Source organism: Streptomyces sp. NPDC048196 (assembly GCF_040652715.1).
GTDB lineage: Bacteria > Actinomycetota > Actinomycetes > Streptomycetales > Streptomycetaceae > Streptomyces > Streptomyces siderophoricus.
In genome coordinates, this window is the sequence record NZ_JBEZMM010000014.1 from 56,655 (window position 1) to 81,850 (window position 25,196).

Here is a 25,196-nt window from a genome sequence, read left to right on the forward strand (position 1 = left end):
CTCGCTCACCTGGAAGTAAGGCACCCACCTCCAGGTAAGTACGCACTGAAAAGTGGGTACTTGTTCCTGCTTTTGCCTGGGCCAAGACTGAGCGGGAGATCGGAAGATCGAAAGCGCGAGAGATCGCGAGTGCCCAGGTGGAGGGGGAGTTCAGTCGTGTCGGTGGAGAAGACCGGGGTTGCGGTGCTGGGGCTGGGGAGCATGGGGAGTGCGCTGGCCGGGGCGTTGTTGGCGGGCGGGCACGCGGTGCGGGTGTGGAACCGTACGCCGGGGAGGGCCGGGGAGCTCGTTGCGCGAGGGGCGCGGGAAGCCGGGTCGGTGGCCGAGGCGGTGGACGGCTGTGACGTCGTGATCGTCTGCATCCTGGATTACGGCGATGTCGGGCCGCTGCTGGAACAGGCCGGCGGCCCGGCGGGGTTGCAGGGGCGGGTGGTGGTCAATGTGACGAACGGGTCGCCCGAGGAAGCCCGGGAGATGGCGGAGCGGGTGACCGCGCTCGGGGGCGAGTATCTGGACGGCGGCATCATGGCCGTGCCGGAGATGCTGGCGGCCCCGCAGGCGTTCGTGCTGTACAGCGGGTCCCGGCCGGCCTTCGACGCGCACCGGGGGCTGTTGGACTCCTTCGCGCGGAGCGTCTACCTGGGGGAGGAGCCCGGGCTCGCACCGCTCAACGACCTTGCGCTGCTGAGCGGGATGTACGGGATGTTCGGCGGCTTCGCGCACGCCGCGGCGCTGATCCGCTCGGCGGGCGGGTCGGTTTCCGGGTTCACGAGCACGTTGCTGGTGCCCTGGCTCCAGGCGATGACCGGCGGCTTGCCCGCGATGGCGGAGCAGGTCGATTCCGGCGACTACTCGGTCACCGGGTCGCCCCTGGCCATGCAGGTCTCGCACGACGCCCTCGGGGACGTCTCGCGGGCGCAGGGCGTGAGTCCGGAGCTGTGGGCGCCGGTGCTGGCGCTGATGGAGCGGCGGGTGGCGGACGGCCACGGGAGTGAGGGGTTCGCGGGGGTGGTGGAGTTGTTGATGCGGTAGTGCCTGTGGCTGCCTTCCCACGTACCTGGCCGTCCCGCCGCGGGGCTTCTCGCTGTTGCGCTTTGCGGCGCCCCCGCACGTAGCCGTCTGTCCCGCCGCGGGGCGTCTCGCCGTTGCGCTTTGCGGCGCCCCGCACGTACCTATGTCTGCGGCGCTGCGGGGCGTCTCGCCGTTGCGCCTGCGGCGGGCTGGGTTTGTGGTGGGTGCGGTGACGGGCCTGCGGGGCCGGTTGTGTGGACTGCTGTCGCTTTACGTCCACACAACCGGCCCCTCCGGCCCGTCCCCTCCCGTTGGGGGAGTGTGCGGCTGAGTGGGGGCGGGCCTGAGCGTTTTTTGGTGCGGGTGGGAGAGACGAAGCGGTGGCCGGGCCCTTTCGGGGCCGGCCACCGCTTTGCTTGGTTGGGGGCGGGTCAGGTCGCGCTGCCGGCCTTCCAGTCGGACCAGGAGAGGTTCCAGCCGTTGAGGCCGTTGTCCGGCTGGACCATCCTGTCGTGGGAGTTCTTCACGACGACGACGTCGCCGACCAGCGACTCGTTGAAGAACCACTTGCCGGGGGTGTCGCCCCCGCCGCCCTTGCTGTCGCGCAGGCCGACGCAGCCGTGGCTGGTGCCGGAGTTGCCGAAGACGGAGGGGGAGCCCCAGTAGTTGCCGTGGATGAAGGTGCCGGACGACGACAGTCGCATGGCGTGCGGGACGTCCTTGATGTCGTACTCACCGCCGAAGCCGACCGTCGAACCGTCCATCCGGGTCTGCTCGAACTTCTCCGAGATCACCATCTGGCCGTTGTAGGTGGGGTGCTCGGGGCTGCCGCCGGAGATCGGGACCCTCTTGAGGACCTTGCCGTCCCGCTTGACCGTCATGGTCTGGGTGTTCATGTCGACCGTGGAGACCTGCGAGCGGCCGATCGTGAAGGACACCGTCTTGGACTGCACGCCGGTGATGCCGTTGCCGCCCTTCACGCCGTCCAGGTCGATCTGCATGGTGACCTTGGAGCCGGCCTTCCAGTAGTCCTCCGGCCGGAAGTCCAGGCGCTGGGCGCCGAACCAGTGGCCGACGACCTCCTGGCCGCTGCTGGAGGTCACCTTGATGTGGGACTGGACGTCCTTCTTGTTGGTGATCACCTTGTCGAAGTTGAAGGACACCGGCATGCCGACGCCAACGGTCTTGCCGTTGTCGGGGGTGTAGGTGCCGATGAAGCTGTTGGCCGACGAGACGGTCGAGAAGGTGGCGTTCTCGGTGGCCGAACGGCCCTTGGCGTCCTTCGCGTTCGCCGTGATCTTGTACTTGGTGCCGCGCTCCAGCTGGGCGCCGGGCTTCCAGGACGTGCCGTCGGCCGATATGGCGCCCGCCACGGTGGCGCCGGTGTCGGCGACGGTGAGCTTGACGTCGGTCAACTTGCCGCCGGTGACCTTCACACCGGTGTCGTTGATGCTGGCGTCGGTGGCGCCGTCCTTCGACGAGACGGTGATCTTGGCGTCCGAGGCGTCCTTCTTGGCCGCGGCGTCCGCGCCCGCCTGGCCGTTCTTCCCGTCGTCGTTGCCCCCGGCCTCGGCGTCGCCGCCACAGGCCGACAGGGCCAGCGCACCCGCTGCGAGCAGGGCGGTCACCGCGAGCGTGCGACGCATCCGGCGGGTGCGTCGCGGGGCGCCGGTCACCTGCTGCTCGGCTGACGGGAACAGCTGGTGCGGGGTGCGGGACCGATCGGGCGCGGGGGTGTCCGGCGATGTCACGAGCTGCTCCATACAGGGGGGTTGTGTATTTCCGTGCTGGTAAACAGCACCTACGGGCAGATTTGGTTGCGGGTCAGGCCATGTTGTGACGAAGGTCACATTTCGGGAGGGAGGGGGTGGTCGGCCGGTCCCGACAGCCAGGTTCGCAGCGCGGTGCCGTGTTCGTCCAGGCGGGGTGGGGCCGTCGGAGGTGTCACCGGCGTGTCCGAGAGTCGGAGCGGGCTGGTGACTTGGGGGATCCGGCCTCGCCGACGGGGGTGACCGGGTCGAGTCCGAGTCGTCCGGCCAACTCCAGGGCCTGCGAGAGGGTGTTGACCGGGCCGCAGGGGACGGAGGCGGCGAGCAGGCGATCGGTCCAGCTCTCCGGGGTGTCGGAGGCCAGTCGGTCCTCCAGTGCTTTGATGAGGTCTGTACGGTTTTGCACCCGGTCCTGGTTACGCGCGAAGCGGGGGTCGTCGGCCAGCTCCGGGGCGCCCAGTGTCGTGGCCAGGGCCCGGAATTGGCGGTCGTTGCCCGCCGCCACCGCCAGCGGCCGCCCGTCCCGGCAGGCCAGCGTCTCGTACGGGGCGATGCTCGGGTGGCGGTTGCCCATCGGGCCCGGGTCGCGGCCGGTGGCCAGGTGGCCGGACGCCTGGTTGACCAGCGAACCCAGCAGGGACGACAGCAGATTGACCTCCACCAGCTGGCCCCGGCCGGTGCGGTCGCGGTGCCGCAGCGCGGCGAGGATGCCGGTCGTGGCGTCCTTGGCGGTCAGCACGTCCACCAGGGCGACCCCCGCCTTCAGAGGTGGGCCGCCGGGCTCACCGGTGATGCTCATCAGTCCGCCGACGGCCTGCACGACGAAGTCGTAGCCGGGCAGCGAGGCCCCCGCGCCGGAGCCGAAACCGGTGATGGTGCAGTGCACCAGGCCCGGGTTGGCGGCGCGGGTGGCGGTGTGGTCCAGGCCGTATTTGGCGAGCGAGCCGGGCCGGAAGTTCTCGATCAGTACGTCGGCCCGCCGTGCCAGCTCGCGGGCCGCGGCTGCGTCGGCCGGATCGCCGAGGTCCAGGGCGAGCCCCCGCTTGGAGCGGTTGGCGGCGTCGAAGTACGCGGCCGTCCCGTCCGCGGCGAACGGCGGGCCCCAGGCGCGGGTGTCGTCCCCGGTGCCCGGCCGCTCCACCTTGATCACCTCGGCGCCGAGGTCGGCGAGCGTCGCGGCGGCCAGCGGGCCGGCCAGCACTCGGCTGAAGTCCGCGACGAGGATGCCGTCGAGGGCCCGGGCGGGCGGGGACGCGGGCGGGCGGGGCGGCTGCGGCACGGCGGTGCTCCTCACGTCGCGGGCGATGTGCCGCCATCGTGGGCGGCCCGCCGCGCCGCGGGGAAGCGTCCGGGGTGTCCAAGGACACGTCCCCGACCCTGACGGGTCGGCCTCTTCGGTACGTATATGTAGTCGGACGGGCCCGGAAGGACGCCAGAAATGTGCCGAAATGTCATAGGAGATGCGTCACTTCGGGACTTAAGTCCCAAGATCCTCTGTTGTAACCGTGGATGCGTGGTGTCTACTGGCTCTAGCCCAGCGCCTCATACGTCCTGGAGGACCGCATGCTCCCCTCCGTATCGATTCTGCAGCAGATCGGCCTCGGCGTGCTCCTCGCGGTGGCCGTGCTCTGGGTCGTCGCCATCGTCAGACTGCTGCGGAACGGCCGGTACGAGGCGGCCATGCGGCGCGACCGGCGCGAGATGCGGATGCGGTACGCGACGCCCGGCCCGGAGCGGCTCCCCGAACCGCCGGAGCTGCTCGGCTCGGTGCCCCGGCAGACCGGGCCGGCCGGGCCCCCGGCGGAGTGCGTGGAGCTGAGCACCGCGGAGCGGGAGGCGTTCGAGGAGCTCGTCCGGCAGCTGACCAGCCGCAGCTGACCGGTGCCGCAGGGGCCGGACCGTCACCGGCCGGCCCCGGGGGCGGACGAGGGAGAGACGGCCCGGCTCAGCGGACCGGGCCCAGCCTGAGCAGGGCCAGTGCGGCCAGCATCTGCACCGTCACCGACAGCGCCGACTTCCCCGTCGGCAGGTGGTGCTGGCCGCGTATCAGCAGCACCGCGAGGACGTAGCCGAAGCCCCAGGTCGTCCAGGTCGCGGCCTGGACGAAGGTGGCGTCGGTCGGCAGCCAGGCGACGATCGCCAGCCGCGGCAGGTCCGTCACCCAGAAGAGCACGATGAACAGGCTCGCGGTCGGCGCGAACCGGCCGCTGCCGCCGAGCGTGCGGGCTATCGCATGGGTCACCGCGCCCAGTGCCAGGCTCGCCACCAGCACCCCGGCCTCGGCCAGCCCGACGAGCTGCAGCGCGGCCGAGCGGTCGGCCGCCCACTGGCCGCGGAACGCGTCCACCGACAGCACCCCGATGCCGCCGCTGATCAACGACAGCAGCACCGCCGCGCTCCACGCGCTGCGGTCCCGCGCCTCGTCCAGGACTTCCACCGGCCGGTACCAGAGCCCGAATATCAGCCGGTGCCACCACAGCCGGCGGCGTGGTGCGGGCGCCGCGGGCGCCTTGGGAGCCGGCTGGACGAGCGTGGGCGGCGGGTGTTGGGGAGGGCGGGAGGGGGGCGGTGCGGACATACGGCCGTTTCTACCACCGGCCGAACCGGGGTGCGGCGGGGGCGTCGGGCGGGGCACAAGGGATACAGGTGAGAACCTCAGGAGGTGACCTTGCAGACTCCGGAGCACGACGAGGCGCACGGCGGCGGCCTCGGCAGCCGGCTCAACTGGCTGCGGGCGGCGGTGCTCGGCGCCAACGACGGCATCGTGTCCACCGCCGGGCTGGTCGTCGGGGTGGCCGGCGCGACCCAGGACCGGGCGACTCTGCTGACGGCCGGTCTGGCCGGGCTGCTGGCCGGATCGATGTCGATGGCGGCCGGCGAATACGTCTCGGTGTCCACCCAGCGTGACTCGGAGAAGGCGGCGCTGGCCCTGGAACGGCGGGAGCTGGCGACCGCACCGCAGGCCGAACTGGTCGAGCTGACCGACCTGTTGGAGGGCAAGGGGCTGGAGCGGCAGCTCGCCCGCGAGGTCGCCGAGCAGCTCACCGAACACGATGCGCTGCGCGCGCACGCCGAGGTCGAGCTGGGCATCGACCCCGACGAACTCACCAACCCCTGGCACGCGGCCGCGGCCAGCTTCCTCGCCTTCACCGCCGGGGCGCTGCTGCCGCTGCTCGCGATCGTGCTGCCGCCCGCCGCGCACCGGCTGTGGATCACGGTGGTGGCGGTGCTGGTCGCACTGGCGGTCTGCGGCTGGTCCAGCGCCCGGCTGGGTGCCGCGCCGCCCGGCCGCGCGGTACTGCGGAACGCCGGCGGCGGCGCCCTGGCCATGGCGGTCACCTACGCGGCGGGCACCCTGCTGGGCGCCGCCGGCGCCTGACGCGGGCGCCCCTGGAAGGTCGCTCGGACGCCTTCGTGGCGGTCCCGGTACGAGGGGACGCGGCCGTCCGCCCGGTTCACCGTCGCCCGGTGAAACTCTCCGCACCCCGGAGTGGCGCTCAGCCGCCCTCGTACAGGTCCCGGTAGGAGGGGAGGCGGCGTCCGCCCGGTTCACCGTTGCCCGGTGAAACCCTCCGCACCCCGAAGGGGCGCTCAGCCGCCCTCGTACAGGTCCCCGTACGAGGGAAAGCAGCCGCCGGGGCCGTCCACCGTCCGGGCGGTGAGCGCGGCCCGCACCACCGCGCGGGTCAGGACGTCCGCACCGGCGGCCAGTATGTCGTTCAGGGCACCGGCCTCCACATGGACGCCGAAGGCGGGGTCGGTGGCGGCGGTCGCGTCCGGGACCAGCGGGCGGGCCGCGGTGGACAGCGCGAAGACGGTGTCGCCGTCGGAGAGCAGGTGCACCGGGCGGAGCGCGCGGGCCAGCCCGTCGTGCGCGACGCCGGCGAGCTTCTGGGCCTGGGCGCGGGTGAGTACCGCGTCGGTGGCGACCACGGCGAGGGTGGTGTTCAGCGGCGGACGGACCGAGGCGGCGAAGCGGGCCGCGGATGTCTCCCGGGCCTCGGCCAGGCGGCGGAGGGCGGCGGTGTGCACCTCGGGGACGGGCGGGGCCGCGTCCGGCAGGCCGTAGAGGGCGCCGGTGCGGGGATCGGCGAACGAGCCCGCGGCGTTGACGGCGGCCAGCGCGGCGACCGTCACGCCCGAGGGGAGGACCGCGCTCGCGGTGCCGGTGCCGCCCTTGAAGCCACCGGCCACGGCTCCGGTGCCGGCGCCCGTGTTGCCCTCGGCGACCGGTGCGCCGGGGCCGGTGGCCGCGGCGGCCTCGGCGGCCGCGCGGCCCAGGGCGGCGTCCGGGCGGGCCCGCCAGTCGCCGCCGCGGCCCAGGTCGAACAGCGCGGCGGCCGGGACGACCGGTACGACCTGGGCGGGGTCGGGGCCGACGCGGAAGCCGCGGCCGTGGTCCTCCAGCCAGCCGACGACACCGGACGCGGCGTCAAGACCGTAGGCACTGCCGCCGGTCAGGACGACCGCCTCGATGCGCGGCACGAGATTGCGCGGGTCCAGCGCGTCGGTCTCCCGGGTGCCCGGGCCGCCGCCGCGCACGTCGACGGCCGCGACCACGCCGCCCTCCGGGGCGAGGACGACGGTGGTGCCGGTCAGCGCGCCCCCGCCGGCCCGCCGGGCGTGGCCGACCCGCAGGCCGGGGACGTCGGTCAGCGCGTCCCGCGGCCCGGCGGGGAGCCCGGCGGCCGCGGCCTGCTCAGTAATGGGCCGGTCCCATCACGACGACCGGGTGCAGATCGGGGTCGAGGGTGCGCAGCAGCTCCCGCATCACCTTGGGCTTGAGGCTCACACAGCCCTGGGTCGGGCCGTCGTGGTCGACGTGCAGCCAGACGCCGCCGCCCTTGGAGTCGCCCAAGGGGCGGTGCGGGTCCAGCGGGGAGGTGCCGGGCTCGCGGTTGTAGTTGATGGCGATGACGTAGTCGAAGGCGCCGGCCAGCGGCTCGCCCTCCACGCCGGTGCCGTCGGCGACGAAGCTGTCGTTGTGGTCGTAGGGCAGCTTGGTGCCGTCGGGGGCGGGCAGCCGGCCGCCGGCGTCGGTGAGGGCGTAGACGCCGATGGGGGAGCGCAGATCGCCGTAGCGGTGGTCGTCGGTCCAGCCGTGGGCGGCGTTGTGCGCGGACCACGTGGGGCCCGGCTCCCAGGTGTCGGAGTCCTCCGCGCGGGTGTAGAGGACGACCTGGGACTCGTAGGAATCCATGCCCTTGCCGGTGACGACGAGCACCTGCCGGGAGTCGGCCGGTATCGCCTTGCGGGCCGCGTCGCTGAGGCCGGGGATGGGCCGGCCGGCCGGGACGCCGGGTGCGGCGTTCGGGGCGGATTTCGCCGCGGCGGCGGGCGTGCGTGGCGTGTCCGGGCCGGAAGCCGTCGTGGACATGGTGCTCTTGGCGTCGGTCCGGCTTTCGTGGTCGTCACCCGATGCCGGCCACGCCCACAGGGCGGTGCCGACGAGCGTGGAGAGGGCGAGACCGCTCACGGCCTTGCTGCGCCGGGACAGTCTCGTCCGCGCGCGGGTCTGGGCGTGGCGGGCCATGTCTGGCGTCTCCTCAGGTACGGACGGTGGGCGTGCCCTCCGGGGCCTCCCGTAAGGGACTCCCCCTGTCATAAAAAGGGCAATCTGCACCCTACCGCGTCTGTGTCGGGGCGCCTCCGCCGGCCGGGTGGAAGCCGGGGGAACAACCGCGCGAGCCCCGGGGAAGTGGGGTCCATTGGTGGGTAATTGACGGGGGATGGGCCGGCGGGCGGCGCGGCCTGTGTTGCCGACCAGGGGCCGGGGCGGGCCCGAAGATGGCCGGATCTGATGCGGAATCAGGGTGATGTCCGGACAGTACGGCCGTTCGGCACGCTTGTGGGGGACGCCCTGCCGGGGGGGCCTCGGGCCGGTCCGGGCCTATTCCGCCAGAGCGGTGCCCTGACGGGCCGTAAGGGTGACGCCCACCGCGACCGTGGCCGACGCCACCAGCCCGGCCGCCAGCACCGCCCACCGGCCCGCGAAGGTGCACACCAGCACCAGTACGGACGACACCGGCAGCACCAGCTGCTGCGCCGGCCCGCGCTTCTGGTGACGGGAATGGATCAGCCAGACGGTGAACATGAACAGCGCGGCCGGCACCGTGACGCACGCGGCGGCCGCCGCCGTCGACAGCCGCGTCTTCCCGAACGCCTGATCCACCGCGATCTCGATGCCCGCCCCGACCGCGGCCGCCGACCCGAACACCAGGTAGTGCCCGTAGCCCCACACGAACGCCTGGCGGTTCGAGCGCAGATGGAGGTGGATGGGCACCGCGAAGTAGATCCAGTACGCGCAGAAGACCACCAGCAGCCCGCCGGCCGCGATCGGCAGCAGGCTGCCCAGCTCCTCGTGCTCGTCCAGCGCCGCCTGCACCGCGAGGGTGGCCGCGGCGACCGTCTCGCCCAGCACGATGATGGTGAACAGGCCGTAGCGCTCGGCGATGTGGTGCGGATGCCAGGTCGTCTGCCACGCCCGCTCCGCCAGCGCCGGAACGGCCAGCTCCAGCAGGCCCACGACGAGGAACACCCACGGCACGGCCGCCCGGGGCAGGACCAGCAGCCCCAGCCAGCCGACCTGGCACACCGTCACCCCCAGGGCGTAGCACAGCGCGGTCCGCCGTTCGGCGCCCGCGCTGCCCAGGGCGGCCCGCAGCCACTGGGCGACCATCGCCAGCCGCATCACCAGGAAGCCGAACCAGATGACCGTGAAGTCGCTGCGGACGAACGCCCGCGGCACGCCCGCCGCCAGGATCAGCACACCCGCCATCTGGACCAGCGTCACCACGCGGTACAGCGGGTCGTCGGTGTCGTACGCCGACGAGAACCAGCTGAAGTTCATCCACGCCCACCAGACGGCGAAGAAGAGCATCAGATAGCCCGACACGCCGTGCCCCCAGTGGCCCTCGGCCAGTGCGTGCGCCAACTGGCGGCCGGCCTGGGCGACCGCCACGACGAAACACAGGTCGAAGAAGAGCTCCAGCGGGGTGGCGGCGCGGTGCGTCTCGTCGCGGTGGCGGGCGCGCATGCGGACCGGCACATCGGCTCCTCTCGTCGGCCGGGGCCGGCCGGCCGGGAAGGCGGGTCGGCCGGGGCGGACGTGATCAGTAGAGCGCGGGCGGCGGATGCCGCCCATGAGGGGCGCACGGCGTGTCGCGCGGCATCCGGGGGCGCGGCGCGGCGGTCACTCGGCGACGGCCTCCACGATCGACGGGAACGCCGCGGTCGGCAGCACCCGTGTCAGCCGGAACCCGCCCGCCGACAGCAGCGTCGCGAACTCCTCCGCGGTCCGCTCCTGCCCGTCGAGGACCGCCATCATCGCCACGTCGAGGGTCTTGCCGAAGTGCGGGGCGTTGCCCGGCGGCAGCACGCAGTCGACGACCAGCAGCCGGCTGCCGGGCGTCATCGCCGCACGGCAGGCCCGCAGGATCCGCCGGCAGTGGTCGTCCGGCCAGTCGTGCAGCACGTGCTTGAGGACGTACACGTCCCCGCCCTCGGGCACGGCCGCGAAGAAATCGCCCTCCTGGGTGCGCCAGCGCCCCTTCAACTCGTCGCCGTCCAGCAGGTGGTGGGCCAGCGGCGGTGCCTGGTCGAAGAGCACCCCGGTCAGTTGCGGACGGCGGCGCAGCACGGCCCGCAGCAGACCGCCGCGGCCGCCGCCGACGTCCACGACCGTGCCGGTCCCGGGGAACGGGTAGGCGCCGGCCACCGCCTCGTCGACCGGCGCGGACAGCGACGCCATCCCGTCGTCGAACAGCTGCCGGGTGCCCGGGTGGGCCCCCAGGTGGTCGAAGAACGGCGCGCCGAAGAGCCGCTCGAAGGACGCGCCGCCGTGCCGTACCGCCTCCGGCATCCCGGCCGAGGTCCGCAGGAACAGCTCGTCGGTGGCCATCAGGACGGCGGTGTGCAGGGAGTCGGGAACGTCGGTGCGCAGCGGCCGGGCGGCCGGGGTCAGCCGGTAGGCGCCGGTCGCGTCCTCGTGGAAGATGCCCCGCGCGGCGAGGTAGCGCAGCACCCGGCGCAGGTGCGGGGCGTGGGTGCCGGTGGCGGCGGCGAGCTGCTCGACGGTGCGCGGGCCGCCGGCGAGGTGGTCGGCGAGGCGGTGCTGGGCCGCGGTGCGTAACGCCGCGGAGAAGAGGTGGCCCATGGCGTGGTCCATCAGGTGGGCCGCGAGGTCCTGGGGCGCGCCGGTCGGTCGCTGGGATGAGGTGGCCAACGTCAGCCTCCGGTCGTCGGCTCGGCCTGCGGATCGACGGTCGCAGGCGGGTGATCCACGGTTGCAGCAGCCGGCGGTGGTGTCACGGAGACGGTGCTGACCAACCGCTAAGTCCGGCCAGGGCAGCGGGCGTACGGCGGGTGGGCCGGCGCTCGATGGCGGGCGGCGGTTCATGGTCGAATGCGCGTATGAGCGACAGCGACAGCGACACGACCGGAAAGACCGACACGGCAGAACGACCCGACAGCGCGGAAGCGGCCGCGCCCGCCGCCGTCCTCGCCGGCCTCGACGACCGCCTCCCGGACCTCGAAGCGCTCTACAAGGACCTCCACCGCCACCCCGAACTCGGCTTCCAGGAGACCCGCACCGCCGCCGAGGTCGCCCGCCGGCTGACCGGCCACGGCTACGACGTCACCACCGGCATCGCCAAGACCGGCGTCGCCGGCGTGCTGCGCAACGGCCCCGGCCCGGTCGTGCTGCTGCGCGCCGACATGGACGCGCTGCCGGTCACCGAGGACTCCGGCCTCGACTACGCCTCCACCGTCCCCGGCCGGATGCACGCCTGCGGCCACGACGTGCACGTCACCTGCCTGCTGGGCGCCGCCGACCTGCTCGCCACCGGCCGCGCGCACTGGTCCGGCACCCTCGTCGTCCTCTTCCAGCCCGCCGAGGAGGTCGGCAGCGGAGCCCGGGCGATGATCGAGGCCGGCCTCTACAGCGAGGGCCTGGTCCCCACCCCCGACGTGGTGCTGGCCCAGCACGTCGCCCCGTTCGGCGCCGGGCTCATCGCGTACTGCGCCGGCGCCTGCATGGCCGCCGCCGACAGCCTGGAGATCACCTTCCACGGCACCGGCGGCCACGGCTCCCGGCCCGAGACCACCATCGACCCGATCCTGATGGCGGCCTCCTTCGTCCAGCGCGTCCAGACCGTGGTGGCCCGCGAGGTCGCGCCCAAGGACCGGGCCGTGGTCACCGTCGGCTCCTTCCACGCCGGCGACTCCGCCAACGTCATCCCCGACCGCGCCGTCGTACGGCTGAGCGTCCGCACCTTCGACGAGGCGGTACGCACCGCCGTCCTCGCCGCCATCGAGCGCATCGCCCGCGCCGAGGCCGCCGCCTCCGGCGCCGACCGCGACCCGCAGATCACCACCCTCGACACCTTCCCGGTCACCGTCAACGACACCGACCTCCTGACGCAGGTCAACCGGGACTTCACCCAACTCTTCGGCGAACAGCGGCTGTTCGCCTACGACCCGGCGACCGGCAGCGAGGACGCCGGGCTGCTGGCGACCGCGGCCGGTGCGCCCCTCTACTACTGGTGGCTGGGCGGCTGGGACCCCGACGCCTTCCGGACCGCGCTGGCCGCCGGCCGGCTGGCCCAGGACATCCCCTCCAACCACTCGCCGCACTTCGCCCCGGTCGTCCGGCCCACCCTCACCATGGGCGTCGAGGCACTCACGGTGGCGGCGCTCAACCAGCTGGGAGGCGGTGCGCGGGCCGGCGATTGACCTTGCCCTTGGGGGAAGCCCCAGCATCGGTGGCGCCGGGCGAAGGGCCCGGCACGAGGAGGACGGCGTGGAAAGGGGAGGTGCGGCGTGGAGCTGCTGACCATCGGCGCGTTCGCCCGCGCCTCCCGGCTCTCGCCGAAGGCCCTGCGCCTCTACGACGAGCTCGGTCTGCTCCGCCCGGCCCGGGTCGACCCGCACAGCGGCTACCGGCACTACGCGCCGGCCCAGCTGGAACGGGCCCGGCTCGTCGCCTGGCTGCGCCGGCTCGGCATGCCGCTGGCCCGCATCCGTGAGGTGTGCGAGCTGCCACCGGCCGCGGCGGCCGAGGCGGTCGCCGCGTACTGGACGCAGGTCGAGGCCGACACGGCAGCCCGCCGCGACCTCGCCGCCTTCCTCGTGGACCAGCTCTCCAGGAAGGACCCCACCACCATGACCGCATCGTCCACGCCGCTGACCCTGCGCGCCGCCGCCCGTACCGACCGCGGCCTGGTCCGCCCGGCCAACCAGGACGCCGCCCACGCCGGCCACCGGCTGCTGGCCGTCGCCGACGGCTACGGCCCCGACGGCGCCGCGGCCGCCACCGCGGCCATCGACGCCCTCCGCCACCTCGACGCCGACGACCGGCCCGACCTGCCGCCGACGGACCTCCTGGCCGCGCTGGAGGAGGCGGCCGGGCGCGCCCACCAGGCCCTCCGGGACGCAACGTCGGCGGCCGGCCCCACGGGCGGCGGTACGCCCGACACCACCGGTACGACGCTCACCGCCCTCCTCCAGCGCGGCGGCCGGCTCGGACTGCTGCACATCGGCGACTCCCGCGCCTACGTCCTGCGGGACACCGGCCTCATCCGCCTCACCCAGGACCACAGCTTCGTGCAGTCCCTGATCGACGAGGGCCGCCTCACCCCCGAGGAGGCCCCCACCCATCCCCAGCGCGCCCTGCTCCTGCGCTCCCTCGACGCGAGCACCGACTTCGCCCCCGACGTGACGCTCCTGGAGGTCCGCCCCGGTGAGCGGTACCTGCTCTGCACCGACGGCCTGACCGGCGTGGTCCCGCCGGAGGCCCTCCAGCAGGTGCTCGCCACGGCCGCCGGTCCCGACGAGGCCGTGACGGAGCTGATCGCCCTGGCCCGCGCGGCGGGCGCGCCCGACAACGTGGGATGCGTGGTGGCGGACGTACGGGCGGAGCGCACGACCGAGGTGGCGGCCGCGTAGCGCACGACCGAGATGGCATCGGCGTAGCGCACGGCAACGCCGCGGCTAGGCAAGGCCCTTGAGCATGCCCTTGAAGTAGAGCTGCGGCAGGCCGTACCGCTTGAGGAACCACATGTCGGTCCGCTCCCGGGTCGTGTCGAGGAAGGGGAACGAGGGGGCGGGCCGCAGGTCGTAGTCGAATTCGGCGAGCAGCATCTTGTGCCGTGCGGTGACCAGCGGGCAGGAGGTGTAGCCGTCGTAGCGTGCGGTGGCCGGGCGGCCGCGCAGACCCGCGAGGAGGTTGGCGACCACGACCGGGGCCTGTTTGCGGACGGCCGCGCCCGTCTTGGAGGTGGGCAGCGCCGCCACGTCCCCCAGCGCGAAAACCGTGGGGAAATCCGGGTGTTGGAGGGTTTCGCGATCGGCCTTGACGTACCCCTGGGGGGAATCGGGGTCGGCCAGCGGGCCGTCCGCCAGCCACTCGGGGGCCCGCTGCGGCGGTACCGCGTGCAGCAGGTCGTAGCGGACCGTCTCCGTGGCGCCGGTGGTGTGATCGGTGATCTCCGCCTCGCGCGCCGCACCGTCCAGGCGGGTCATCTCCGAACTCAGCCGCACCTCGATGCCGTAGCGCCGGGCCGTCTCCGTCAGCGCCCGCGAGAAGACCGGGACCTTGAACATCGCCGGTTCGGGCAGCACCAGGATCGTGCGGATGTTGCCGAGCACGCCGCGCTTGCGCCAGTAATCGGCCGCCAGGTACGCGATCTTCTGCGGTGCGCCACCGCACTTGACCGGTCCCGACGGCATGGTGAACAGCGCGGTGCCCCGCCGCATCCGGCGGATCAGGTCCCAGGTGAACGGGGCGAGGTCGGGCCGGTAGTTGCTGCTCACCCCGCCGTGGCCCAGGGCGGCGGCCAGCCCCGGCACGCCGTCCCAGTCGAGGTGCAGGCCGGGCGCGAGGACCAGCCGCCCGTAGGAGAGCACCCGGCCGGAGGCGGTACTGACGGTACGGGCCACCGGATCCACGCCGGTGGCGCGCTCCCGCAGCCAGCGCACACCCGGCGGCATCAGCTCCGCCTCGGTACGCAGCGAGGCGCGCAACGGCGCCTGCCCGCCGCCGACGAGGGTCCACAGCGGCTGGTACCAGTGCGTCTCGGACGGCTCCAGCAGGGCGATGTCCGTGACCCCGGCCCGGCGTAACCGGGCGGCGACGGTGATGCCTGCGGTGCCGCCGCCGACGATGAGGACCTGGTGGCGGGCGGGGGCGGTGGACATCTGCTTCCTCCTGCGGGGGTGGGGAGTTGGTGTTGCTGAGGTTCTTGTTGCTGGTCTTGCTGTTGTTGGTGGTGCTGCTGGCGTTGTTTTTGGCGTTGTTTTTGGTGGTGCTCTTGTTCTCTTGTTGGTGTTGCTGTTCCTGCTGACGGCCCTGGTGTGGGTGTCCGCGGTTACGGGGGCCACAGGCGGGGGACGGCGGCCGCTGCCGTGGTGAGGGCGAGCAGCGTGACGAGGGTGGCGAAGGCGGTGGTCAGGACCTGGGCGGGGAGCCGGGTGGTCAGGCGGTTGCCCAGGTGGCTGCCGACCGCCGCGCAGGCTGCGAAGCCGGCCAGCAGTGGCCAGTCCAGGGCGCCGGTACCGGCCCGGGTCACCAGCGCCGTAAGGGAGTTGAGGAGGATGACGAGCAGCGACGTGCCGATGGCGACCGGCATCTCCAGGCCCAGGACGAGAGTGAGGGCCGGCACGACGACGAAGCCGCCGCCGACCCCGAAAAACCCGGTGAGCAGCCCGACGGCGGAGGCGGTCACAGCGACCCGGCCGGAGCGGAGGACGGGGTGCAGGGGGCGGGAGCGGGGCGGGTGGTTCGGGCGGTCTGGGTGGTCTGGGTGAGTCGGGCGGTCCGGGTGGTCTGGGTGGTCTGGGTGAGTTGGGCGGTCCGGGTGGTCTAGGTGGTCTGGGTGATCCGGGGGGCCCGGGTGGTTCGGGTGGTCTGGGTGGTCCTGGGGGCCCGGGCGATCCGGGTGGGGAGTGCGTAATCGGGCCGGTCGGGTCGGTTGGGCCGATCGGGCCGGTTGGGCCGCCGATCGGCGGGGAAGCGGGGCCGACCGTGCCGCGCGTCGTTCGCTCCGGCTCCGTAACAGCAGCAGCGCCGCAACGACGAGCAGCAGCCCCGCGAACGCCGCCATCAGGACGGCGGGCGGCACAGCCGCGCTCCACCGGGAGCCGAGGTAGCTGCCGGCCGTACCGAGGGCACCGAAGGTGACGCCGGCCGCCCACCGGACCCGGCCCGCGCGGGCATGGCAGAGCAGCCCGGTCACCGCGCCGACCGTGACGACGACCAGCGCACCCGCGGTCGCCTCGTGCGGCGACTGACCCAGCACGTACACCAGCACCGGCACCGCGAGCACCGAACCGCCGCCGCCGAGCGCCCCCAGCAGCAGCCCGATCAGCAGCCCGCACGGCAGCGCCGCGGCGGCTATGAGGACGGACACGCTAGGCGGACGGACACGAGGAGGGATGCGCGGCCGGTTCCGAGGGCGCATGTGCGGACGGATCCTGGGAGGGGGCCGGGTTTGGCGGGGACGAGGTGCGCGGGGCGGAGGGACCCGAGGTGTGCGGATGTGGGACGGTGGACGGGTTCGCCGCGCGTGGGGCCAAGGCGACGGCCGGGCTGCTGTCCGACCACTCCGCCACGAACGTGAACCGGTCACCGCGGACCACCGTTTCGCGCCATTCCACCGGCCGTTCCCCGGACCGCCCCAGCCGCTCGATCGCGAACGCCGGCTCCCGGTCGGCCAGCCCCAGCAGCCACGCCTGCCGGATGTCCGGCAGGAACGGCTGGATCCGCTCCCGGCCACCGGTGACCTTCACCGCACAGCGCCGCGACAACTCGCCGTAGAGGGAGGTGTGCCCGAAGTCCGCGTCCAGCAGCGGCTCGGCGATCTCGGCGGGCAGATACGCGGTGTCGTGGGCGAGCGGTTCGCCGTCCGCCAGCCGCAGCCGCTCCAGTACGACCAGCGGTGCGTCCGGCACCAGCCCCAGATGCCCGGCGATCGTGCCGTCCGCGGTCCGCTCGAGACGCAACACCTCACTGCGCTGCTCCACGCCCTGCCCCTCCAGCTCCCGGAAGAGGCTGTAGAGCGAGCCGAGCGGCTGCTGTATGCGGCGGGTGTCCAGGCGGCTGGCGCGCCCGCGTTCGGCGATCACCAGGCCGTCGGCGCGCAGCTTGCGCAGCGCCTCGCGGACGGTGTGCCGGCTGACCTCGTACTCGGCCGTGAGCCGGTGCTCGGCGGGAAACTCCTCGGTGAACGCGCCGGCGTCCATCCGGCGGCGCAGATCGTCGAGGAGCTGCGCCCAGAGGGGGAGCGGCGAGCGCCGGTCCAGGGCGCGCGGAGCGTACGCGCCGGGGGCGGCGTGCGCCTCGCGAGCGCTGTGCACATCGTGAGCGCTGTGCGAACCGCTCTCACGGTTCGTACCGTGCTCATGGCTCGAACTGTGCTCACGGTTCGTACCGCGCCCACCGTTGCGGGGGTCTGCCGGCTCGGTCGACATGTGCGGGATACCCCTCCGCGGCCTGGGGGACGGATCGGCTGATGCCGGGTCAGCTCGCGGCGCTCGCACCGGAACCCGGCTTGTCGCCCGCCAACCCGGCTCCCTAATGTACGTACATCCGTGCATCCGCACAACGCATCGTCCCGCCCGCCCGAGCGGACCTCAGCCGCCGCCCGGGGCGCCCACCCTGGAGGCCGACCGTGCACTTCGCGCAGTACTACCTCGACTGCCTCTCCCAGGCGTCGTACCTGATCGGTGACGAGACCACCGGACGCGCCGTTCTCGTCGACCCGCGCCGTGACATCGACGACTACCTCCAGGACGCGGCGGCCGCCGGCCTGCGCATCGAGCTCGTCATCGAGACGCATGTGCACGCCGACTTCCTCTCCGGACACCTCGAACTCGCCCGCGCCACCGGCGCCACCATCGCCTTCGGGGAGGCCGCCCGAACCGGCTTCCCCATACGGCGGTTACGGGACGGCGAGCGCATCTTCCTCGGGGAGGCGGGCAACGGCGGGAGCGGGGGCGTCACCCTCACCGTGCTCGCCACCCCTGGCCACACCCTGGAGTCCCTCTGCCTGGTCGTCCACGAAGACCCCGACGACCCCGTACCGTTCGGCGTGCTCACCGGCGACACGCTGTTCGTCGGCGACGTCGGCCGCCCCGACCTGCTCTCCGCCGCCGGCCACTCCCCGCACGACATGGCCGTACGCCTGCATCACTCCCTGCACACCAAACTCCTGACCCTCCCGGACGCGACCCGGGTCTTTCCCGCACACGGCGCCGGATCGGCCTGCGGCCGGAGTCTGTCCACCGAGACCAGCTCCACCATCGGGGACCAGCGACGCCTCAACTACGCCCTGCAGCCCATGCCGGTGGCCGAATTCGTACGGCTGGTCACCGCCGGACAACCCGCCACACCCGGTTACTTCGCCCACGACGCCGCCCTCAACCGGGACGGACACCCGCTCCTGGATGCCGACGAACCGCCCGCCCTCACCCTGGAGGAGGCCCTCGCGGCCCGCGACCAGCAGGGCGCCGTACTGCTGGACTGCCGGCCACTGGCCTCCTACACCCGGGCGCATCTGCAGGGATCACTGCACACGAGCCTGGACACGCGGTTCGCGGAGTACGCGGGCAGCGTGGTCGCCCCGGGCACCCCGATCGTGCTGCTCGCCGACCCCGGTAAGGAACGGGAGGCCCGCCTGCGGCTCGCCCGCATCGGCTACGACCACGTACTCGGCCATCTCCCCGACCCGGCCGCTGTATTGAACCGGGAACCTGCACTGGTCCGCCGCAGCCACCGCGTCGGTCCTGAGGAACTTGCAGAGAAGTTGCGCCAGTTGACCGTCGACGGCTCGGATACGGATATGACTACGGGGTCGGGCTCGGGTTCGGGCTCGGATACGGCTACCGGTACAGCTACGGACACAGCTACGGATACGGCCACTGGTACAGCTACGGGTACGGCTACGGCCGTGGGTTCGGGTACGGGCTGGGATGCGGCTATGGCTATGGCTACGGTTACGGCTACGGGTCCCGATACCGGCGGTCGGTTTCCCCGGGCCCAGTTGGTCGACGTCCGCAACCCCGCCGAGTACGCGGCGGGCGCGCTCCCGGGCGCCCGCAGCATCCCGTTGGCCACCCTCCCGGACCGCATCACCGAACTGGACCCGGCCCGCCCGGTCGTCCTCTACTGCCGCAGCGGAAACCGCTCGGTGATCGCGGCAGCCCTTTTGGAGGCGCGGGGGTTCGGGGACGTGTGCGATCTGGAGGGCGGCTATGAGGCGATGGCCGGTACCTGAGGCCGGTACTTGAGGCGGGACCTGAAACCGGTACCTGAGGCCGGACCTGAGGTGGGAGGGGCGGGCGTGGGGGCCGCGGGCCCGGTAAGGGTGGGCGCGGAGGCCGCAGCCCGGGAAGGGCGACCATCGTGGGACGTCCTCTCCCCCCGGCCCGTCGACCGGTCAGTGCCGCCGCCCCGGTGGCAGTACGCGGACGAGTACCAGCGCCCCGCCCGCAACGAGGCAGGCCGCGGCCGGGAGCGTCAGGGACGGGCCCGCACCGCCGCCGGCCGTGAGCCCGAGGCCTGCCGTGGCCGTCATCACCGCCTTGGTCACGCCGGACGCCGCACCGGCGCGCTCGCGGCGTACCACCGCCTGGGTGCCGGCGAGGGCCAGCCCACCGGCCACCCCCAGCGCCGCCGCGGCCACCGTGGCGGCAATCGCGGTCGTGGCGGTCGTCGCCGTGACTGTCGTCGCCATGGCGGTCGTCTCCATGGGGACCGTCATCGTGGCGGTCGTCTCCGTGGGGACCGGCATCGTGGCGGTCGTCGTCGTGAGGGCCGCGGCGGCCCTCGCCGCCGAACCGGTCCCCGCCACCATCCCCGCCCCCGCCCACCCGAGTGCGCAGAGCGCCGCCGCTGCGGTGAACAGGCAGAGGGACATCACCCGTACGGCCGCCGCGGGGCGCACCCGTCCTGCCAGCGGCCCACCGGCGGCCAGCGCCGCGGCCGGAGCGAGAAGTGCCGGTTCCGCCCCGGGGGCCGGCCACCCCTGCCCGCGCGACAGCAACAGAGGGAGGACGTACAGCAGCGCCACCGTCGCGGCATTGGCCACCGCCCCGGCCGCGGTCAGCGCCACGTACGGCCGATTGCGGAACAACGAGGGGTCTAGGAGTGGCACGGGTGAGCGGCGCCCATCCCGCTGCTGCTGTGCCGCCCGGCGCTCGGCCCGTACGAACAGTGCGCCGAGCACCGCCGTGGCGGCCCCCCAGAGCCCGTCGGTGGGCTGCTGCAACCAGCGGGCCAGGCAGGCGAGCGCCCCGGTGGCGGTGACCGCACCGATGACGTCGAGAGGGCGCGGGTCGGCGGCGCGCGAGGCGGGCGCACGCAGGGCGCAGAGCGCGGCGATCGCGGTCGGCGGCACGGTGAGCCAGAAGACGGCCCGCCAGGACACCGAAGCGGCCAACACGCCACCCAGGAACGGCCCGCAGACCGTGGCCACCCCCGCCAGGCCCAGCGTCCGGCCGATGGCCCGTTGACCGCCAACTCCCCTTCGCTCGCGGCCCGGTGGGGACACATTCGTCAGCAGCGCCAACCCGGTGGGCATGATCAACGCGCCGCCCGTCCCTTGGAGCACCCGCGCCGCCACCAGGAGCGGCAGCGAGGGCGCGAGCGCACAGAGGGAGGCGGCGGCCGCGAAGAGCACCAGCCCGACGAGCAGCATCCGACGCCGGCCGTAGAGATCCCCGAGCCGACCGGCGACCGGCATCAACGAACCGGCGGCCAGCAGATATCCGCTGACGGCCCATGCGGCGGCGGCCGCGGAGCCGTGCAACTCGGCACGGATGACGGGCAGCGCGGGATTCAACGCGAACGAGTCCAGCTGAACGCAGAACGCGCTGGTCGCCACGGCCGCCAGCGCCCAACGGGCCTGACGACGCGACGACGACCCTTGCCGGTGCAGAGACGGCGCGGAAGCGGGCATGGGCATCGGTGAGGGCATCAGAGCGTGGGCATCGGTGTGGGCATGGGGTGCGGGAAGGGCTGTGGGCTTGGGTTTGGGGGTGGGTGTGGGATCGGACATGGAAAGGGACGGACCACCTCTCACGGGTGCGCTGCCAGGCACAGCCGACGAACGCCAGCCGACGAACGCCAGCCGACGAAGGCCAGCCGACGAACGCCAACCGGCGGACGCCAACCGACGTGGGGCACGGGGCCTACGGCCAGCGCCTGCGGCCAGCGCCGCGCGCCATGCCGTACGCGACATCCGGCCGCGCGCCATGCCGTACGCGACGTGCTTCGTCGCGGCGTGCTTCGTGCGATGGCTCCGTGCGACGGCTGCGGGCGATGGCTCCGTTCGATGTCCGGCAGGCAACGGAAGACGCCCAAACGGAAAACGGAAGCGGAAAGGAGGGATGAAGTGCACCGGGAGGGGCAGGGCTTCAGAGCGCGAGCCAGCTGCCTGGGTGCGAGAAGGGGCGGGCGCGGGGCCCCGTACAGCGGACGTTCAGCGATCGTTGATCGGTGATCTCCATGCTGATCCGCATGTTGCGCCGTGTGATCACCAAGCATGCAGACCCCGCCGGGGAAATACAAGAGCCCGATTCCTCGCGGATCGCCCTCACCTGGAGCGGGGAACCGGGCCGCCTTGAAGAGCTCACCCACGGCATGCTCCTGGACCAGGCCGAACGGGCCGCCGGCGCACTCGCCCGGCTCGGGGTCCGGGCCGGTGACCGGGTCGCGGTGCACCTGCCGCTGGTGCCGGAATCCGTGATCGCCACGCTCGCCTGCGGTCGACTGGAGGCGATCCGGACGACCCTGCCGGTCTCTCTGACGGTGCCCGAACTCGTGGCGCGTACGCGGGAGTCGTCGGCGCGGGTGGTGATCACGGCGGACGCGGCGTTCTGGGACGGGGCGGTACGGCCGGTGAAGCCGCTGCTCGACCACGCACTGGCGCGCGCCGCCGCGTCGGGGCAGACGCCCATAGGGACGGTCCTGGTGGTGAACCGCTGCTCCCGGCCGGTCTCCTGGAAGCCGGGCCGCGACCTGTGGTGGCACGAGGCCCTGGAGGGACGGACAGCCGCCTGCCGGTAGGGACCGGCAGGGAAGGGTCTCGATCTCTCCCGCACACGTCACCCACTGAGGCCACAAAAACGGGCGAACCGCCCAGTACCTTCCTAGCGTGGGCCTCGTGCCCCAGCACCCGGACGCCGCCCCACCCGCCCCTGCCGCCACCCCGGCCGGGCCCGCCGGGCCCGAGGCGGCCAACGCAACCGGTACCCCTGCGGCAACCGGCAGAGCCAAGCCGACCGACGCCACCAAAACGCCCGACAACGACACCACGCCGACCTACGACTCCACGCCGACCTACGGCTCCGGGACGACCTACGGCTCCGGGACGACCAGCGGTATCGAGGCGACCAGCGGTAGCGAGGTTGTCGGCGGTATCGAGGCGGCCAACGGTAGCCAGGTGACAGGCGGTAGTCAGGTCATCGGCGGTAGCCGGGCGACCGGGGACAGCGGGGCGACCGGCGGAGGCGAGGTGACCGGCCGCCCTCAGGCACCTGTGGGCCCGCCGCGGACCAGGTCAACAGCGACCGTCCGCGCCCCACTCACGACCTCCGCCGTCGCGCTGCTCCCCGCCGTCGCCTTGGCCCTCGCCCTCGTCCTGGGCGGCCGACTGCTCCGGGATTCCGAGTCGACGCTGCTCCTCGCCGTCGCGCTGCTCCTCACCTTTGCCCTGGCCCTCGCGCGCGCCCTCGCCCTCGTCCTGGGCAGCCGCATGCTCCGGGATTCCGAGTCGACGCTGCTCCTCGCCGTCGCGCTGCTCCTCACCTTTGCCCTGGCCCTCGTTCGCGCCATCGCCCTCATCCTGGGCAGCCGCCTGCTCCGGGGCTCCGAGTCGACGCTGCTCCTGTACGCCGTGGCCACCGTCTTCTGCGCTATCCGCGTCGCCTACCGCCACACCGTCCGGGTCAGCGAACCCCTCGCCCGCCGCCTGCTCCGACAGGTCCGGCACACCTGCTTCTCTCGCGGGAATTTCCGTAAAGCGCCCACCGTCCTGCCCCAACTGGCGACCCCCTGCCCGGGCTTACTGCAATGCCTCGGCGCCCGTTCCACCACCCGCTGGGCCGCCCACCAACTCGGCTTCCGGGGCTGCCTGCTCGCCGCCTTCCGGGGCTGCCTGCTCGCCGCGCTGATGACCTTCCCCCTCACCTGTTGGGACTGGGTCACCGTCACCGCATCGACCGGTGCCGACCCCTGCCCGGGCTACGCAATGCGCCTCTGGGGCCCGAAAACCCCCGGTTTCCCTCCCTCCGACGCCGTCGGCCGGGCCGTGTTCCACGGCCTCCACTTCGCCGTCGGCCTCGTGATCGCGGGCGCCGGCCATTTCCTGTGGCGCCGTCTACGCGACCGAACAGCCAACACCAGCCAGCGATTTGCCTACGACGTCGTCCCGCTGTTGCCCTCTGCTCGCGGCAGCGCCGACCTCTCACGGGTCAACGGGGGTTCAAGTGACGTACCTGTTTCAGGTCCATCTGAAAGGTGACCGACCCATGTCCTCCCCTCACTCCTCATCCGCACCCGCTCGCCACTCCCTCCCCGGCAGCACCGACCGGACTCGTCCCCACAAGCGCAGCCACGCCTCCCAGAGCCCGCCGACCCGGCCCAACGGCGGCCAGCGCCCGCGTCCCATACCCACCCACGACAAGGGCCACTAGACATCGGCGCCGCCCGCCGGGAGGCGCGGGCAAGCGGGGGTGCGTGTACGTGTACGTGCCGGAGGCATCCCTGGGGCCGTTTTGGCGCGGAATCGGGCTGTGAGGAGCAGCTCCGGCGACGGGACGGGGCCGGCGAGCCCGGCAATCGATGCCCAGGGGCACGCTCGCGGGAGGGTGGGTGAATGACTGAGGGGAGGGGCCGGAGGCTGGTGTGGCGGCGTGCCGCGGAAGGAGTGCCGAGGGGCATTGCCGCTCGGTGGCTTCGTTGGGCTCGCCCGTACGAGCTCGCCCGTACTCTGGAGAGGTGAGTACCACCCCTGATTTCGAGCGGGATGCTGAGCCCCAGGCCGGTCCTGCTGCCCCGGACTCCGCCGTCGAGGGAGACGGTGACCGTGGGCAGGCGGCTGCCTCCGAGGCCGCGCCTGAGCCCGCGACCGTGGCCCCTCGGCGGGCGACCCCCAAGTCCGCCGCGGCGCTGATCTTCGACGACCCGCTGAACCAGCAGTCCTCGGACGACACCGACAGGGGCTGGGGCGAACGGCCGGCCGGTGGAGACAGCGCCTCCGACCTCGCCCGTTTCCTCGCCGAGAAGCCGCCCCATCACCTCTGAGATCCCTGAGATCTTGGAGATCACGGATATTCCGGAGACCTGGAAGACCTCGAAGGTCTCGAAGACCTCTGGGGCGGCCGCCGGGCGTGGCCGCTTCTGACCTGCTAGCTCTGCGTCTTCTGGGTGCCGATCGTGCCCGAGGTGGAGGAGGGCACGGGAGCAGAGGTGGTGCGCTGGGCGATGAGGGCGTCGCGGATCTCGGTGAGCAGCTCGACCTCGGTCGGGGCCAGCGGGGCGTTGTCGACCGGCTTCCTGGCCGCCTGGCGCTCCTTCCACTTGTTCATCGGAAGGATCATGAGGAAGTAGACGACCCCGGCGGTGATCAGGAAGGTCAGTGCGGAACTGAGCACCGAACCCCAGAGGACGTAGATCCCGTCGGTGAACGCGCCCGTCTTCTTGTCCGTGTGGCAGGTGGTGAGGCAGGCCTTGTAGTTGTCGAGGTTCTGCGAACCCAGAGCGCCGACGATCGGGTTGATCACGCCCTTGACCACGGCGTTGACGATGTTGGTGAACGCCGCACCGACAACGACCGCGACCGCGAGTTCGATGACGTTGCCCCGCATCAGGAATTCCTTGAACCCCTGCAGGACGCCCTTGCTCTCGCTCACCTGACAGCCTCTTTCCACGCTCACGACGCTCACCACGGACGGTGCACGAACAATCAGCACCGCAACTTACGGCAGGGCACGGCAGAGCTGTCCAGTCGGGCAACACGAAGATTGGTTTCTTGCGGTGGACCGGTCCGGCGGTTCCGGTGCGGGCGGTGCGCCGCCGTTGGCGCGACCGGCCCCGGTCCTCCGCGGCAGGTGCCCCGCCACTCGCAGCAGTCTCGCGGGCGGTGTGCGGGGAAGCCACTCGATCTTGCGGCATGGCTACCGCCCTCCCAGAACCGCCGTCGACGGGCAGCCCGTCGCGGGTAAGGCTCGTACGGCCCCGTACGAGGCCGCGCCGGCCAGTGCTGCGGCGGTCATCGCGAGCCCGGCGATCAGCATCCGGCGTGGCCCGGTCCCGCCCCATCGGCCCCTGCCGCCACCGGCTCGTACCGGTGGAAAGTGGGGCACTTCACACCGTGGGGGAGTGGGGAGGGGTGGCGACGCGAGGTCGGGCGGAAGGTC

General features: G+C 72.9%; 20 protein-coding genes and 1 pseudogene. 9 read left to right on the forward strand and 12 right to left on the reverse strand.

Features of this window, described 5'->3' with window-relative positions; all coding sequences use genetic code 11:
• The first annotated feature begins 156 nt into the window (after window positions 1-156).
• Complete coding sequence (locus AB0E02_RS16860; protein WP_362139826.1) at window positions 157-1,032, forward strand: NAD(P)-binding domain-containing protein; 876 nt, start codon at window positions 157-159, stop codon at window positions 1,030-1,032.
• Window positions 1,033-1,442: 410 nt separating this feature from the next.
• Here the strand turns inward: AB0E02_RS16860 and AB0E02_RS16865 are convergent, their stop codons facing one another.
• Together AB0E02_RS16865 and AB0E02_RS16870 are read right to left on the reverse strand one after the other, a co-directional pair.
• A complete protein-coding gene (locus tag AB0E02_RS16865; RefSeq protein WP_362139828.1) occupies window positions 1,443-2,774 on the reverse strand; it encodes an Ig-like domain-containing protein in 1,332 nt (443 codons plus the stop codon).
• Between the two features lie 83 nt (window positions 2,775-2,857).
• A pseudogene (locus tag AB0E02_RS16870) lies at window positions 2,858-4,059 on the reverse strand (CoA transferase).
• Window positions 4,060-4,343: 284 nt separating this feature from the next.
• Between AB0E02_RS16870 and AB0E02_RS16875 the strand changes: the two are divergent.
• A complete protein-coding gene (locus AB0E02_RS16875) occupies window positions 4,344-4,658 on the forward strand; it encodes a hypothetical protein (RefSeq protein ID WP_362139831.1) in 315 nt (104 codons plus the stop codon).
• A gap of 67 nt (window positions 4,659-4,725) precedes the next feature.
• Here AB0E02_RS16875 and AB0E02_RS16880 read toward each other — a convergent pair whose 3' ends face one another.
• Window positions 4,726-5,358 (reverse strand): YIP1 family protein, encoded by a 633-nt coding sequence (locus AB0E02_RS16880; RefSeq protein WP_362139834.1) that lies wholly within the window; start codon window positions 5,356-5,358, stop codon window positions 4,726-4,728.
• A gap of 84 nt (window positions 5,359-5,442) precedes the next feature.
• Between AB0E02_RS16880 and AB0E02_RS16885 the strand changes: the two genes are divergently transcribed.
• A complete protein-coding gene (locus AB0E02_RS16885) occupies window positions 5,443-6,159 on the forward strand; it encodes a VIT family protein (protein ID WP_201803473.1) in 717 nt (238 codons plus the stop codon).
• Window positions 6,160-6,371: 212 nt separating this feature from the next.
• On the opposite strand, the gene AB0E02_RS16890 is transcribed toward AB0E02_RS16885, so the two are convergent.
• The 4 genes from AB0E02_RS16890 to AB0E02_RS16905 all read right to left on the reverse strand — a co-directional run bounded on the left by AB0E02_RS16890 (window position 6,372) and on the right by AB0E02_RS16905 (window position 11,004).
• Window positions 6,372-7,487, reverse strand: a complete 1,116-nt coding sequence (locus AB0E02_RS16890) for a P1 family peptidase (RefSeq protein WP_362140060.1) — start codon at window positions 7,485-7,487, stop codon at window positions 6,372-6,374.
• Window positions 7,480-8,313: a hypothetical protein gene (locus AB0E02_RS16895; RefSeq protein ID WP_362139836.1), complete on the reverse strand. Its 834-nt coding sequence runs from the start codon at window positions 8,311-8,313 to the stop codon at window positions 7,480-7,482. Before AB0E02_RS16895 ends, AB0E02_RS16890 begins: the two co-directional genes overlap by 8 nt.
• A gap of 357 nt (window positions 8,314-8,670) precedes the next feature.
• The gene (locus tag AB0E02_RS16900) at window positions 8,671-9,828 is read right to left on the reverse strand and encodes a low temperature requirement protein A (protein WP_362139839.1); all 1,158 of its coding nucleotides are present in this window, start codon (window positions 9,826-9,828) and stop codon (window positions 8,671-8,673) included.
• A 144-nt stretch (window positions 9,829-9,972) separates the two neighbouring features.
• Window positions 9,973-11,004 carry a methyltransferase gene (locus AB0E02_RS16905; RefSeq protein WP_362139842.1) on the reverse strand — a complete coding sequence of 344 codons (1,032 nt, stop codon included), beginning with the start codon at window positions 11,002-11,004 and terminating at the stop codon, window positions 9,973-9,975.
• Between the two features lie 188 nt (window positions 11,005-11,192).
• Here AB0E02_RS16905 and AB0E02_RS16910 point away from each other — a divergent pair, with 188 nt between their 5' ends.
• Together AB0E02_RS16910 and AB0E02_RS16915 are read left to right on the forward strand one after the other, a co-directional pair.
• Window positions 11,193-12,512, forward strand: coding sequence for an amidohydrolase (locus AB0E02_RS16910; RefSeq protein ID WP_362139844.1), 1,320 nt, complete (start codon window positions 11,193-11,195; stop codon window positions 12,510-12,512).
• 87 nt (window positions 12,513-12,599) lie between these two features.
• A complete protein-coding gene (locus tag AB0E02_RS16915) occupies window positions 12,600-13,724 on the forward strand; it encodes a MerR family transcriptional regulator (protein ID WP_362139847.1) in 1,125 nt (374 codons plus the stop codon).
• A 45-nt stretch (window positions 13,725-13,769) separates the two neighbouring features.
• Here the strand turns inward: AB0E02_RS16915 and AB0E02_RS16920 are convergent, their stop codons facing one another.
• From AB0E02_RS16920 to AB0E02_RS16930, 3 genes are all read right to left on the reverse strand, one after another.
• Entirely contained in the window at window positions 13,770-14,975 is a 1,206-nt protein-coding gene (locus tag AB0E02_RS16920) for an FAD/NAD(P)-binding oxidoreductase (RefSeq protein ID WP_362139849.1), read from the reverse strand.
• 170 nt (window positions 14,976-15,145) lie between these two features.
• On the reverse strand, window positions 15,146-16,186 hold the full coding sequence (locus AB0E02_RS16925; RefSeq protein ID WP_362139852.1) for a TSUP family transporter: 1,041 nt from the start codon (window positions 16,184-16,186) through the stop codon (window positions 15,146-15,148).
• 1 nt (window position 16,187) lies between these two features.
• Window positions 16,188-17,132 (reverse strand): GntR family transcriptional regulator, encoded by a 945-nt coding sequence (locus AB0E02_RS16930; protein WP_362139853.1) that lies wholly within the window; start codon window positions 17,130-17,132, stop codon window positions 16,188-16,190.
• Between the two features lie 314 nt (window positions 17,133-17,446).
• On the opposite strand from AB0E02_RS16930, the gene AB0E02_RS16935 reads away from it, so the two are divergent.
• The gene (locus AB0E02_RS16935) at window positions 17,447-19,051 is read left to right on the forward strand and encodes an MBL fold metallo-hydrolase (RefSeq protein WP_362139856.1); all 1,605 of its coding nucleotides are present in this window, start codon (window positions 17,447-17,449) and stop codon (window positions 19,049-19,051) included.
• Between the two features lie 162 nt (window positions 19,052-19,213).
• On the opposite strand, the gene AB0E02_RS16940 is transcribed toward AB0E02_RS16935, so the two are convergent.
• Window positions 19,214-20,659 carry an MFS transporter gene (locus AB0E02_RS16940; protein WP_362139859.1) on the reverse strand — a complete coding sequence of 482 codons (1,446 nt, stop codon included), beginning with the start codon at window positions 20,657-20,659 and terminating at the stop codon, window positions 19,214-19,216.
• A gap of 635 nt (window positions 20,660-21,294) precedes the next feature.
• Between AB0E02_RS16940 and AB0E02_RS16945 the strand changes: the two genes are divergently transcribed.
• The 3 genes from AB0E02_RS16945 to AB0E02_RS16955 all read left to right on the forward strand — a co-directional run bounded on the left by AB0E02_RS16945 (window position 21,295) and on the right by AB0E02_RS16955 (window position 24,081).
• Entirely contained in the window at window positions 21,295-21,843 is a 549-nt protein-coding gene (locus tag AB0E02_RS16945; RefSeq protein WP_362139862.1) for an AMP-binding protein, read from the forward strand.
• Between the two features lie 97 nt (window positions 21,844-21,940).
• Window positions 21,941-23,299, forward strand: coding sequence for a hypothetical protein (locus AB0E02_RS16950; protein WP_362139865.1), 1,359 nt, complete (start codon window positions 21,941-21,943; stop codon window positions 23,297-23,299).
• 476 nt (window positions 23,300-23,775) lie between these two features.
• Window positions 23,776-24,081, forward strand: coding sequence for a hypothetical protein (locus AB0E02_RS16955; protein ID WP_362139867.1), 306 nt, complete (start codon window positions 23,776-23,778; stop codon window positions 24,079-24,081).
• A 104-nt stretch (window positions 24,082-24,185) separates the two neighbouring features.
• Here AB0E02_RS16955 and mscL read toward each other — a convergent pair whose 3' ends face one another.
• A complete protein-coding gene (mscL, locus tag AB0E02_RS16960; protein WP_362139869.1) occupies window positions 24,186-24,689 on the reverse strand; it encodes a large conductance mechanosensitive channel protein MscL in 504 nt (167 codons plus the stop codon).
• Window positions 24,690-25,196: the final 507 nt, after the last annotated feature.